This window comes from Phenylobacterium kunshanense (genome assembly GCF_003254525.1).
Lineage (GTDB): Bacteria > Pseudomonadota > Alphaproteobacteria > Caulobacterales > Caulobacteraceae > Phenylobacterium > Phenylobacterium kunshanense.
Genome location: NZ_QFYS01000001.1, coordinates 730,230 through 742,935, shown reverse-complemented (window position 1 = coordinate 742,935; position 12,706 = coordinate 730,230). Strand labels below are relative to the sequence as shown.

9 protein-coding genes are annotated in these 12,706 nt (G+C 71.9%); 1 reads left to right on the top strand and 8 read right to left on the bottom strand.

The genetic code is table 11. The features are described from left to right. Positions 1–11 precede the first annotated feature (11 nt). From DJ019_RS03790 to DJ019_RS03760, 7 genes are all read right to left on the bottom strand, one after another. A complete protein-coding gene (locus DJ019_RS03790) occupies positions 12–1,238 on the bottom strand; it encodes an ABC transporter permease (RefSeq protein WP_111274627.1) in 1,227 nt (408 codons plus the stop codon). Continuing rightward, positions 1,235–1,921: an ABC transporter ATP-binding protein gene (locus tag DJ019_RS03785; protein WP_165843885.1), complete on the bottom strand. Its 687-nt coding sequence runs from the start codon at positions 1,919–1,921 to the stop codon at positions 1,235–1,237. Before DJ019_RS03785 ends, DJ019_RS03790 begins: the two co-directional genes overlap by 4 nt. Next, positions 1,918–3,489, bottom strand: a complete 1,572-nt coding sequence (locus DJ019_RS03780) for an efflux RND transporter periplasmic adaptor subunit (RefSeq protein ID WP_111274626.1) — start codon at positions 3,487–3,489, stop codon at positions 1,918–1,920. The genes DJ019_RS03785 and DJ019_RS03780 overlap by 4 nt, the downstream gene beginning before the upstream one ends. Positions 3,490–3,608: 119 nt before the next feature. Beyond that, positions 3,609–4,949: a sensor histidine kinase gene (locus DJ019_RS03775; RefSeq protein WP_240606355.1), complete on the bottom strand. Its 1,341-nt coding sequence runs from the start codon at positions 4,947–4,949 to the stop codon at positions 3,609–3,611. Next, positions 4,946–5,683 carry a response regulator gene (locus DJ019_RS03770; protein ID WP_111274625.1) on the bottom strand — a complete coding sequence of 246 codons (738 nt, stop codon included), beginning with the start codon at positions 5,681–5,683 and terminating at the stop codon, positions 4,946–4,948. Before DJ019_RS03770 ends, DJ019_RS03775 begins: the two co-directional genes overlap by 4 nt. 78 nt (positions 5,684–5,761) lie before the next feature. Beyond that, on the bottom strand, positions 5,762–6,436 hold the full coding sequence (locus DJ019_RS03765; RefSeq protein ID WP_111274624.1) for an MBL fold metallo-hydrolase: 675 nt from the start codon (positions 6,434–6,436) through the stop codon (positions 5,762–5,764). Between the two features lie 82 nt (positions 6,437–6,518). Then, positions 6,519–8,033 (bottom strand): amino acid permease, encoded by a 1,515-nt coding sequence (locus DJ019_RS03760; RefSeq protein WP_111274623.1) that lies wholly within the window; start codon positions 8,031–8,033, stop codon positions 6,519–6,521. 142 nt (positions 8,034–8,175) lie between these two features. On the opposite strand from DJ019_RS03760, the gene hrpB reads away from it, so the two are divergent. Next, positions 8,176–10,608, top strand: coding sequence for an ATP-dependent helicase HrpB (gene hrpB / locus DJ019_RS03755; RefSeq protein ID WP_111274622.1), 2,433 nt, complete (start codon positions 8,176–8,178; stop codon positions 10,606–10,608). Here hrpB and DJ019_RS03750 read toward each other — a convergent pair. Then, the gene (locus DJ019_RS03750) at positions 10,605–12,701 is read right to left on the bottom strand and encodes a lytic transglycosylase domain-containing protein (protein ID WP_240606354.1); all 2,097 of its coding nucleotides are present in this window, start codon (positions 12,699–12,701) and stop codon (positions 10,605–10,607) included. The two genes, hrpB and DJ019_RS03750, sit on opposite strands and share 4 nt — an antisense overlap. Between the last annotated feature and the right edge of the window lie 5 nt (positions 12,702–12,706).

Below are 12,706 nucleotides of genomic sequence, written 5' to 3'. Positions count from 1 at the left end.
GAACCTAAGGTTTATTCGCGGCGGAGCGCCTCGATCGGGTCCAGTCGGGCCGCGCGCCACGAGGGATAGGCGCCGAACAGCAGCCCCACCGCCACCGAGAACCCCAGCGCGAGCGGCCCGGCCCAGGCCGGCACGGCCGCCGGCCAGTCGCCGAGTTTCGCCACCAGGAAGGCCCCGCCCACGCCGATGGCCAGTCCGATCAGGCCGCCGACCAGGGACAGGGCCACCGACTCCAGCGCGAACTGGATCAGGACGTGCGAGCGCTTGGCGCCGACCGCCATTCGCAGCCCGATCTCCCGGGTGCGCTCCGTCACCGCCACCAGCATGATGTTCATGATCCCGACGCCGCCGACCACCAGCGAGACGCCCGCCACCGCCGCCAGGAGGACGGTGAACGTGCCCACCGCCGCCTGGCTCGCCGCCAGGATCGAGGCCATGTTCTGGGTCTGGAAGTCGTCGTCCTCGCCGGCCCGGATCCTGTGCTGGTCGCGCAGCACGTTGATGACGTCTTCCTGCACGCGATCCAGGCTCTCCTCGTCGGCCGCCTTCACATAGATCGTCTGGACGGAATCCCCCCGGCTCCGCCGGCCGACGATGCGCGACCGCACGGCGCTCAGCGGCGCCAGCACGACGTCGTCCTGGTCCTGGCCGAAGCCGGACTGGCCCTTGGACTCCAGCACGCCGATCACCTCGAAGGGCACGGTTCGCACCCGGACCCGCCGGCCGATGGGGTCGTCGTCGCCCCACAGCTCCCGCGCCACCGTGGCCCCGACCACCAGCACCTTGCGGCCCTGCCGCGCCTCGCGCTCGTCGAACATCCGCCCGGCGGCGATCGTCAGGTCGCGGGCGTCCAGGTACTCGGGCGTCACCCCTTCGATGCGGGTGTTCCAGTTGGCGCCGTCCGCTGCGAGCTGGCCCTGGCCGCGCACCACGGGCGCCACCGCGGCGACGTCGGCCACCTGCTTGCGGATCGCCTCGGCGTCGGCGTCGCGCAGTGAGACGCCGGCGCCCGCGGCCTGCGAAACCGGCCCCCGCTGGAAGTTCGGTGTGACGATGATCAGGTTCGATCCCAACCCTGAGATCGCCTGGGTCACCCGCTGCTGCGCGCCCAGCCCGATGGACGTCATCATGACCACGGCCGCCACCCCGATCACCACGCCCAGCGAGGTCAGCACGCTGCGCATCGGGTGGGCGAGGATGGCGCCCAGGGCGAACCGGCCCAGCTCCAGCGGGTTCACGCCGGAACCCCGGTGCGTTCGTCCGACACCACCAGGCCATCGCGGAACGTGATCCGCCGCCGCGCCGCCTGGGCCACCTCGGGATCGTGGGTGACGATCGCCAGGGTCAGGCCCTCGGCGTTGAGCTGGCCGAACAGGGCCAGCACGTCCTCGCTGGTCCGGGTGTCGAGGGCGCCGGTCGGCTCGTCGGCCAGCAGCAGGTCGGGCCGGTTGGCCAGCGACCGGGCCACCGCCACCCGCTGCTGCTGTCCGCCGGAGAGCTGGGTGGGGCGATGCCCCATCCTGGCGCCGAGCCCGACGCGCTCCAGGAGCTCCGCCGCCCGCGCCCGGCGCTCGGCGACGCCCACGCCGGCATAGATCATCGGCAGCTCGACGTTCTGGAGCGCGGTCAGCCGGGGCAGGAGCTGGAAGGACTGGAACACGAACCCGATCCGCCGGTTGCGGAACTCGGCGAGCTGGTCGTCGCTGAAGTGGGCCACGTCCTCGCCCTCGAACCGGTAGTCGCCGCTGGTGGCCCGGTCGAGGCCGCCCAGGATGTTCATCAGCGTCGACTTGCCCGACCCCGAGGGGCCGATGATGGCCACGTACTCGCCGCGCTCGATGGTCAGGGTGACGCCGGCCAGGGCGGCCAGCTCCTCGTCGCCCATGACATAGATCTTCCGAAGGTCGCGGACCTCGATCACATCTTCACCCGCGCGCCGCCGCCGGTCCCGCCGCTCATCGGGGTGGCCACGCGCGCCTTGGGGCGTGGTCCGCCGCCGACGATCACCTGGTCCCCGGCCTTCAGCGGGCCGACGATCTGCGTCGACGTCCCGTCCGTCGCACCGACTCGCACGGCCACGGGGGCCGGCTTGCCGTCGCGCAGCACATAGACCGTGCCGCCGGCCATCCCCGCCGCGTCGCCCGCGCCCTGCGCCATACCCGCCCGCAGGGTCGCGAGCGTCTGCCTCTGGTCGGCCCGGAGCAGCGGCGTGAGCTTTCCGAACGCCTCGTCCAGGTTCTTGCGCATGGCGTCGCGGAGCGCGGTGCGGTCGCCGCCCGCCGACGCGAAGGCGGCCGCCGACTTCTGGCGCAGGTCGGCCTGGATCGGCTCCCAGGCCTTGCGCTGCTTGGCGTCGAGGTCGAGCTGCTCGACGATCCGTGCGGCCCCGCCGCCGGCCTGCCGGTTGGCGGCGGGTGCGCCCGGGGGCGCGCCGAAGCCCGGTCCGCCCATCATGGCTCCGCCGCCCGCGGCCGATGTCGTGCGTCCGCCCGTCTCCGACGGCGGCGTCCAGCGCAGCGATGCGGCGGGAACCTTCAGCACGTTCCGCCGGGTGTCGATGATGATGTCGGCGTTGGCGGTCATGCCGGGCAGCAGCTTGCGCTGCGGGTTCTCCGCCTCCGCGATGACGGTGTAGCTGACCACGTTCTGCTCGGTGGTCGGCTGCTTCCGCACCTGGGTCAGCACGCCCTGGAAGCTGTCGTCCGGAAACGCGTCGACCGTGAACCGCACGGTCTGGCCCTCGCGGAGCTGGCCGACGTCGGCCTCGTCCACCGCGATCTTCACCTCCACCTTCGACAGGTCCTGGGCGATGGTGAACAGCACCGGCGCCTGCAGGCTGGCCGCCACCGTCTGGCCGGGCTCGACCTTGCGGTCGACGACGATGCCGTCGATGGGCGAGCTGATGGTGGTGCGGCCGAGGTCCACCTGCTGGCTGCGCAGGGTGGCGCGGCTCTGGTTCACCCGCGCGCGTGCGGCGGCCACGCTGGCCTGGGCGGAACGAAACGCCGCCGTCGCCTGGTCCAGCACGCTGGGCGAATAGAAGCCCTGGTCCACCAGGGTTCTCTTGCGATTGAAATCGGCCTGGGCGTTGGCCAGTGTCGCCTCCGCCTGCCGCACCGCCGCCTCGCCGGCGGCGATGTCGGCCTGGCTCTGGGCGACGCGCGACTGGTAGGTCTGGGGGTCGATGATCGCCAGCGTCTGGCCGGCCCGGACCTCGTCGTTGAAATCCGCCAGCACCCGGGTGACCTGGCCGGAAATCTGCGAGCCCACGTCCACGGTGACCAGCGCCTGGAGCGAGCCCGACGCGGAGACCGACCGGGTGATGTCCCCGCGCTCCACGGCGGCGAAGCGGTAGGGGTCCTTCACCGGCCGTGGCCGCATCTGCCAGGCGGCGACGGCGGCCAGGGCGACGGCGATCACCGCCAGGGCGATCCAGCCGCCCGCCGGTATTCCGAAGGCTCGACGGCGCGGGGTCTTGTTCAGGCTCATGTCGTTCCAGGTATCCGGCGAGTTCCCATGAACCCGGCCTGACTAAGCCCGAGACGGTTTGCCCGACGATTTCAATCCCGTATCGGCCTCGCCCCAGGTTCGCCCCACTCCGGCGATCCTCAAAGCGGCAACTGCACCCGCGCCGTCAGGCCGCCGCCGAGGCGGTTGGACAGGCTGACGTCCCCGCCGTGCCCGCGCGCGATGGTCCGCACCACCGCCAGGCCCAGGCCGATGCCGCCGGTCTGCCGGCTCCGCGAAGGCTCCCGGCGGAAGAAGGGTTCGAACACGCGCTCGGCGTCCTTGGGGGGGATGCCGGGACCGTCGTCGTCGATCTCGACCACGGCATGACCGTCCGCCTGGAACACCCGCGCCCGCGCCCGGCCGCCGAACTTCACCGCGTTCTCCAGCAGGTTCGCCAGCAGCCGCCGCAGGGCCATGGGGTCGCCGGTCAGCACGACCTTGTCGCCGCGCTCCACCTGGACGTCGGCGCCCGTCTCGGCCATCTCGTCACAAAGGCTCTCCACCAGCGACGACAGTTCCAGCGGCGTCCGCTCGCCGGTCTTGGTGGCGTCCCGCACGAAGGCCAGGGTGGCGGTGATCATCTCCTCCATCTGGTCCAGGTCGGCGGCGTACTTGGCGCGCTGCTCCTCCGGCAGCCCCTCGATGCGGAATCGCAGGCGGGTGAGGGGCGTGCGCAGGTCATGGGCGATCGCTCCGACCATGGCCGTGCGGTCCTCGACGTAGCGGCGCAGGCGCTCCTGCATGTCGTTGAAGGCGCGGGCGGCCATGCCGATCTCCGCGGGCCCCTTGAGCTCCAGCGGCGGCGCATTCGGGTCGCGGCCCAGCCGCTCGGCGGCCTCGGCGAAGGTCTTGATCGGTTTCGTCAGTCGCCGGGCGAACAGCCAGGCCACCGGCGACATGGCGAGGGCCGAGGCCGCGAACCACAGCGCCAGCCGCTGCTGCCAGTCGCTGAGGCCGACGGTCGGCGCCGTCTTCACGACCCGCCAGGTCCCGTCGAACTGGCGCACGCCCACCTTGAAGGGCGTGATCAGGAAGTGTTCCTCGGCGCTCATGCCCTGGCGGGCGGCCCTGTCCCGGATGATCCGGCCGATCCGGCGGTCGGAGAGCGGGCCGCGCTCTCCGGCGATCACCACGTCGCGCACGGGCACCCCCAGATCGGCGGCGATGCGCTTGCGGATCGCCGGGATCGACTGGCCCTCCAGCTCGGGGCTCGGAGCTGTCGCACTCGTGGTCACGATCAGCGGCTTTCGCTCGGTGAAGACCATCTCGTCGCCGCGGTAGGTCCGCTCGATCTCGGTCACGCGATAGAAGTCGGGGGCCGGCGGGGGCAGGGCGAACAGCAGCAGGGTGCTCATCGCCCAGGCGGCCACCAGGGTCAGGCCCGTGAGCGTCAGGAACTGGACGATCAGGGGCGCGCCCGGACGGCCCGGGAACCTCACGTGCGCTTCACCTTGGCGGTGAACATGTAGCCTTCGTTGCGGATCGTCCGGATCAGGTCGTGGCTGCCGCCGCCGTCGTCCAGCTTGCGCCGTAGCCGGCTGATCTGCACGTCGATGGCCCGGTCGAAGGCGTCGCTGTCGGGTCCGCGCGCGAACTCCAGCAGCTGGTCGCGGGTCAGGACGCGCTGCGGCCGCTCCACGAAGGCCCGCAGAAGGGAGAACTCGCCCGAGGAGAGGTTCACCACCACCCCCGCGGGGGAACGCAGCTCGCGCCGCACCAGGTCCAGCCGCCACCCGGCGAACTCGCAGCCCGCGCCCAGCGTCCCCGGCGCGCCCCGCAGTTCGGCCCGGCGCAGCACCGCGCGCACCCGCGCCAGCAGCTCGCGCGGATTGCACGGCTTGGCCAGGTAGTCGTCCGCGCCCAGCTCCAGACCGACGATCCGGTCGGTGTCCTCGCCCATGGCCGACAGCATGATGATCGGCGGCGCGACCTCCGAGCCGGTCAGCCGGCGGCAGATCGCCAGCCCGTCCTCGCCGGGCAGCATCACGTCCAGCACGATCAGATCCACGGGCCCGCGCTCCAGCGCCCGCTCCATCTCGCCGGCGTCGGCGGCGGTTTCCACCTTGTAGCCGTGACGGCCCAGGAAATCGGACACCACGTCCCGGATGCCCGGGTCGTCGTCGACCATGAGGATTTTCGCGCCGGCCCCCGGCATGTCAGTCGCTAGCTCCATGCCGCCAGTTTCGGAGGCGGTCGTAACTTCGGTATGTCACACCTGAAACCCAGGTGTCTCGGCGCTCATGGACGCGGCTCAGTCGTCCGCCAGCACGTCGTCGGCCACGAAGGGATTCGTCTTGCGCTCCTGGCCGAAGGTGGACATCGGCCCGTGGCCGGGCACGAACCGCACGTCGTCGCCCAGCGGCCACAGCTTGCCGGTGATCGCCTGGATCAGGTCCTGGAAATTCCCGCGCGGGAAGTCCGTCCGACCGATGGAGCCCTGGAACAGCACGTCGCCCACCTGCGCGAAGCGCGCCTCGCGATGGAAGAACACCACATGGCCGGGCGTATGGCCGGGGCAGTGGATCACCTCGAACTCGGTCTCGCCGAGGGTCACCTTGTCGCCGTCGTGCAGCCAGCGGTCGGGGGTGAAGGTGCGGGCGTCCGGCATGCCCCACTTGGCGCCCGAGGCGCCGATGTCGTCGATCCAGAACTGGTCGTCGGGATGGGGCCCCTCGATCGGCGCTCCGGTCCGCTCGTGCAGCGCCTGGGCGGCGCCGGCGTGGTCGAGGTGGCCGTGGGTGATCCAGATCTTCTCGAGCGTCAGGCCCTGTTCGGCCAGGGCGCCCATCAGCCGGTCGACCTCGCCGCCGGGATCGATGATCGCCGCCTTCTTCGTCTTCACGCACCAGACGATGGTGCAGTTCTGCTCGAGCGGGGTGACCGGCGCCACGAGGGCGCGGATGGGCAGGGGCGTGGGTGCGTTCATGTCGCCCCTATGATCGTGGCTCGCGCACCATAAGAAAAGGCCCGGGATCGCTCCCGGGCCTCTCTGTCGCTTTGAAGGTTCGTCAGACCGGCGGCACCGACGTCGGTGGCGCGTCGCTGTCCAGTTCGTGGACTTCCGTGAGGCCACGGCCCACATGGCTGCGCGAGCGGCTGTAGCCGAAGTAGACGGCCAGGCCGATCACGGCCCAGATCAGGAAGAGGACGATGCTCTTCTGGTCCAGGCTGATGAACAGGTAGACGCAGCCCGCCACCGCGATCGGCGCCGTCAGGTAGACGGCCGGCGTGCGGAACGGCCGGTGACGGGTCGGATCGGTCTTGCGGATCACCATCACCGCGATCGACACGGCCGCGAAGGCGAACAGCGTGCCCGAGTTCGAGATGTTGGCGAGCTGGCCCACCGGGAAGAACGCCGCGAACAGCGCCACCGCGACGCCCGTGATGATCGTGATCACGTGCGGCGTGTTGAACTTCGGGTGGATCTTCGAGAACGCGGCCGGCAGCAGGCCGTCGCGGCTCATCACGAAGAAGATGCGGGTCTGGCCGAACATCATCATCAGGATGACCGAGGGAAGGGCGAGGCCCGCGGCGAGGCCGATCAGGTTGCCGACCTGTGGCCAGCCGATCTCGCGCAGGGTCCAGGCCAGGGCCTCCTTGGAGCAGACCACCGCGGCGTCGCCCATGGAGGCGCACTGGGCGGCCAGCTCGCGGCTGCCCGGATGCAGGGCTTCGCCACCCGGGCCCATCACGGGCTGGGCGCCGACGGTGCCGATCACGCCGGCGGCCACCAGCAGGTAGAAGATCGTGCAGATGCCCAGCGAGCCGATCAGGCCGATGGGCATGTTGCGTTGCGGGTTCTTGGTTTCCTCGGCCGCCGTCGAGACGGCGTCGAAGCCGACGTAGGCGAAGAAGATCGAGGCCGCCGCCGCCGAGATCCCGGCGAAGCCGAGCGGGGCGAAGGGGGTGAACTGCTCCATGTTCATCACCGGCACGGCCAGGATGATGAACAGCGTCAGCGCCGCCACCTTGATCGCCACCAGGACCGCATTGACCGAGGCGCTTTCCTTGGTGCCGATCACCAGCAGCCAGGTGACCAGGCCAGCGATGGCCATGGCCGGCAGGTTGATCATCCCCCCATCGAACGGGCCCAGCGTCAGGGCGTCGGGGATGTCCATCCCGAACGTATGTTCCAGGAGGCCGATGACGTAGCCGGACCAGCCGACCGACACGGCGCCGGCGGCGACCGCGTATTCCAGGATCAGCGCCCAGCCGACCATCCAGGCGACCAGTTCGCCCATCACGGCGTAGCTGTAGGTGTAGGCCGATCCCGAGACGGGCACCATCGAGGCCATCTCGGCGTAGCAGAGCGCGGCGACCGCGCAGACCACGCCGGCGATGACGAACGACAGCATCATGCCGGGGCCCGCCTTCTGGGCGGCCTCGGCGGTCAGGACGAAGATGCCGGTGCCGATGACGGCCCCGATCCCCAGCATGGTGAGCTGGAAGGCGCCCAGCGACCGGTGAAGCGATTTCTTTTCAGCCGTCGCGAGGATCGCGTCCAGCGGCTTAACTCGCCACATTTATGGATATTCCTCCGAATGGCGGCCCCCGAGCCGCCCAGGTAAAATTTGGCGCGACCGTGGCCTGCGTGTGGGGCCGCGGTCAAGCGGCAACGCCTCTGGCGGTTCCCACATGCCCCCTTCGCAGGCTAGAGGCGGGCGAATGCTGCCCGTCCACGAGGCCCTGCCCGAACTGAAGGCGTCGCTTGCCGCCTCCAGCGCCGCCGTGCTCGTGGCGCCCCCCGGCGCAGGCAAGACCACCGTCGTTCCCCTGGAGCTCCTGGGCGAGTCGTGGATGGCCGACGGCAAGATCATCATGCTCGAGCCCCGCCGGCTCGCGGCCCGGGCCGCCGCCGACCGCATGGCGAAGACCCTGGGCCAGAAAGTCGGCGAGACGGTCGGCTACCGGGTGCGCATGCAGACCCGGGTCTCGGCCGCGACGCGAATCGAGGTGGTCACCGAGGGCGTCTTCACCCGCATGATCCTCTCCGATCCCGAGCTCGCGGGTGTCTCGTGCGTGATCTTCGACGAGTTCCATGAGCGCAGCCTCGACGCCGACCTGGGTCTCGCCCTGGCCCGCGACGCCCAGCGGCTGCTGCGTGACGACCTGCGCATCCTGGTGATGTCGGCGACGCTGGACGGCGCGGCCGTGGCGCGGCTGCTGGACGGCTGCCCCGTGGTCGAGAGCCAGGGGCGGATGTTCCCCGTGGAGACCCGCTACCTCGGCCGCGACGACCGCCTCCGCCTCGAGGACCAGGTGGTGCGCGCGATCGAGCGGGCCCTTGCCGAGGAAACGGGCAGCCTGCTGGTCTTCCTCCCGGGGCAGGGCGAAATCCTGCGGACCGCCGAGCGACTCGCCGAGCGCATCCGCCGGCCCGAGGTGGACATCGCCCCGCTGTACGGCGCCCTCGACCCGCGCGATCAGGACCGCGCCATCGAGCCGGCCGCGCCGGGCCGCCGCAAGATCGTGCTGGCCACTTCCATCGCCGAGACCAGCCTGACCATCCAGGGTGTCCGCGTGGTGGTCGACTGCGGCCTGGCCCGCGTGCCCCGCTACGACCCGGCCAGCGGCCTGATGCGGCTGGCCACCGTCCGCGTCAGCCGCGCCGCCGCCGACCAGCGCCGCGGCCGCGCCGGCCGCACCGAGCCGGGCGCCTGCTATCGCTTGTGGGACGAGGCCGAGACCCGGGCCCTGCCGGCCTTCGCCGATCCCGAGATCCTGGACGCGGACCTCTCCGGCCTGGCCCTGGACCTCGCCCGCTGGGGCGCCAAGGACGTCGCGGACCTCGCCTTCCTCGACCCGCCGCCCGCCGCCGCCTTCGCCGAGGCCCGGGCGCTCCTGCGCCGGCTCGAGGCGCTGGACGGGGAGGGCGTTCTGACCGCCCACGGCCGGGCGCTGGCCGACATGCCGTTGCCGCCACGCCTGGCGCACATGGTGCTGAAGGCCGCCGCCACGGGCCAGGCGGCCCGCGCCGCGCGGATCGCCGCCCTGGTCACCGAGCGCGGGCTCGGAGGCCGCGACGCCGACCTTCGCCATCGCCTGGAGGGCCTTGAGCGCGACCGTAGTCCCCGCGCCCGCGACGCTCGCGCGCTGGCCGACCGCTGGGCCGGCATGGCGGGGAAGGCTGGAACCGGCGAGCCCCTGTCCGACGGCCTGCTGCTGGCCTTCGCCTATCCCGAGCGTATCGCCAAGGCGCGCGGCGGGCAGGGGGAATTCCAGCTCGTCACCGGGCGCGGCGCCTTCGTCGAACCCACCGACGCCCTCGCCCGCGCGCCCTGGCTGGCGATCGCCGAGATGGGCGGCGGCGAGCGCCGCGACCGAATCCTCCTGGCCGCCCCACTGGAGGCGGACGAGCTCGCCGCCTTCCAGGATCAGTTCGAGACCGAGGAGCGCCTCGACGAGAGCGGCGGCGGCCGTCTGCGGGTGAAGCGCGTGACCCGTCTCGGCCGCCTGATCCTCCGCGAGGAGATAGACGAGAATCCCGACCCGGCCCTGATCGCCCACGCCCTGGCCGACCGCCTCCGGCGTGAGGGGGTCTCGATCCTGCCCTGGGGCGAGGCGGCCCGGTCGCTGCGCGAGCGCGCCGCCTTCCTCCACGCCCGCGATTCCGACTGGCCCGACCTCTCCGACGCCGCCCTCCTGCACCGCCTCGACGACTGGCTGACCCCCGTGCTTCACGGCCTCCGTGGCCTGAACGCCCTGAAGCCCGAAGTGCTGGACGGCGCGCTCCGCACCCTCGTGCCCTGGGACCAGCAGCGGCGGCTGGACGCCGAGGCGCCCGCCCGCTGGACCGCGCCCACCGGCAACAGCTTCGCCATCGACTACGCCGCCGAGGGCGGACCCAAGGTCGAGGTGCGAGTGCAGGAGGTCTTTGGCCTCGCGACGCACCCGACGGTCGGCGGCGTTCCGCTCACCCTGTCGCTGCTGTCGCCGGCGCATCGGCCGATCCAGACCACCAAGGACCTGCCGGGCTTCTGGAAGGGGTCGTGGAAGGACGTCCGCACCGACATGCGCGGCCGCTATCCCAAGCACGTCTGGCCCGAGGATCCCGCGTCCGCCGCGCCCACGACCCGGGCCAAGCCGCGAGGAACCTAGTTCGCGCTGGCGTTCGCCGACTGGCCGGTGACCGCGTAGGAATAGCCGCCGCGCTTCAGGTCCTGCGACAGGGTGATGGGCGCCGACCCGCCGTTCAGCTTGGCGCGGTACACCTGCATGTTCTCCATCACGCGCATCACGTAGTTCCGCGTCTCCGAGAACGGGATGCACTCGATGAAGTCGAGCGGATCCTGGCCCCCGGCGCGCGGATCGCCGCACCAGCTCACCCACTGCGCCGGCCGGCCGGGCCCTGCGTTGTAGCCTGCCGCGGCCAGGATGTAGGAGCCCGAGAACCGGTCCACGAGCTGGCCCAGGAAGGACGAGCCCAGGCGCATGTTGTAGTCGGGCTCGTAGAGCTGCGAGACGGAGTAGCTCACCCCCATCCGCCGGGCGACGACCTGGGCGGTCGAGGGCAGGAGCTGCATCATCCCCCGGGCGTCGGCGTGCGAGCGGACCGAGGGGTCGAAGCCGCTCTCCTGCCGGGTGATCCCCAGCACCAGCGCCGGCTCCGGCGCGCCGGCCACGTCCGGGGGCGTGCGATACGGATAGGCGCGGTCGGTCAGGATCAGCCCGCGCGTGGCCGCCGCCCGGGCCGCCTTCATCGAGGTGTCCTGGTCGCCGTAGTCGCGAATGGCGTCGATCAGCAGCGCGGCGTCGACCGTGGTCGGGACGTTGTCGTCGATGTGCAGGGCGAAGGCGCGGAACAGGTCCCGCTGGCCCTGGTCGGCCAGCATCCGCATGGCCTGGACGACGTCCTGCCCCTCGAAGCGCGCGCGGTCCGCCGCGCTGGGGGTCGGATCGCTGACCAGGGTCAGGCGCCGGCCCAGCTTCTCGGCCGAGAGCTGCCCGTAGAAGGTCGTCAGATGCTCGGCGCCCTGGGCGTAGAACGCCTCGGCCGCGGGCTTGTCGCCGCGGGCCTCGGCGGCCCGGCCCTGCCAGTAGAAGGCCCGGCCACGGGTGATGGGCGAGGTCCCGATGCGGGCGATGTTGGCGAAGTGGCGGCCCGCTGCGACCGGGTCGTTCAGCCGGTTCAGCGCCATCCAGCCGGCGTAGAATTCGGCCTCGGTGGCGTCGACGCCCTCGTTCAGTCCGGAGTTGGCCGCCGCCTGATAGGCGCCGCGCCAGTCGTTGGCCCGGATCGCCGTGGCCACCAGCCGCTTGCGTTCGCTCCACATGCGCTCGGCCCCGTCGGAGGTCACCATCTCCTTCGGGAAATTGGCGAGCTGGGCGACAGCCTCGCTCTCGCGCCCCTTGCGGCGCAGGTAGGCCGCCCGTTCGAAGGCGACCCCGGGGCTCGCCTGGTCGGCCGGCGAGAGGGCGTTGTAGTTGGCTTCCGAATCGCCGCGCAGGGAGATCCGCGCGAGCGCCGTCGCCTGCAGCTCGGTCGGTAGCAGGGCGACCACCGCCCGCGCCGCCGGCCCCTGGCTGCCGTACAGCAGCACGTCGGCCCGCCGGGCGTGGTCGTCGGTGGTCAGCACGTCGCCGAAGCGGCTCAGCATCCGGCTCTGGACGTCGGCCTCGAAGCTGCGGCCTCGCCACCAGGCGCGGATCAGGTCGGCCGCCTCGGCTTGCCGGCCCGTGGCGCGGTAGGCGGTGGCCAGGGCGAGGGCCCCGTGCGCGCTCTGCGGCGCCTGGCCTCCGAACCACTCCACGATCTCGCCCGGGGACTTCCCGGAGGTCTCGATCAGCTTCTCCGCGGCGGCCTGCCGGCGGCCGGGGCGGGGGAAGCCGGCGAGATCACGCCGCGCGGCGTCGACCTCATAGAAGCTCAGCGCCTCGGCGTTGGCGTCCACCAGCGCCCAGGTCACCAGCTTGCGGGCGATGGGATGGGACGTGCGAGAGATCGCGGCGCGGGCGCCGGCGACGTCGGCGCGGCGGGCGGCGTTCAACCCGTCCTTCAGCGAGGCCTGGTCCGCCGCGCCCAGGGGCTGCGCCACCGTCTGGCGCGCCGGCGCCGCCGGAGCCGTCGCGGGTTCGGCCCGCTTCGGAGACAGGAGGTCGCCAATGGGGTCCGCCGACTGGGCGCGCGCCATCGTTGTGGCCACCACCAGGGCGCCAGAGACGAGCAGGGCGTTACGAAGCTTCGGGTTCAATCTCA

Bases quoted from the DNA above. Each gene is read 5' to 3' on its own strand.
- DJ019_RS03760 (WP_111274623.1), bottom strand. From the start codon at position 8,033: ATGTGGCGAGTTAAGCCGCTGGACGCGATCCTCGCGACGGCTGAAAAG.
- hrpB (WP_111274622.1), top strand. From the start codon at position 8,176: ATGCTGCCCGTCCACGAGGCCCTGCCCGAACTGAAGGCGTCGCTTGCC.
- DJ019_RS03780 (WP_111274626.1), bottom strand. From the start codon at position 3,489: ATGAGCCTGAACAAGACCCCGCGCCGTCGAGCCTTCGGAATACCGGCG.
- DJ019_RS03770 (WP_111274625.1), bottom strand. From the start codon at position 5,683: ATGGAGCTAGCGACTGACATGCCGGGGGCCGGCGCGAAAATCCTCATG.
- DJ019_RS03765 (WP_111274624.1), bottom strand. From the start codon at position 6,436: ATGAACGCACCCACGCCCCTGCCCATCCGCGCCCTCGTGGCGCCGGTC.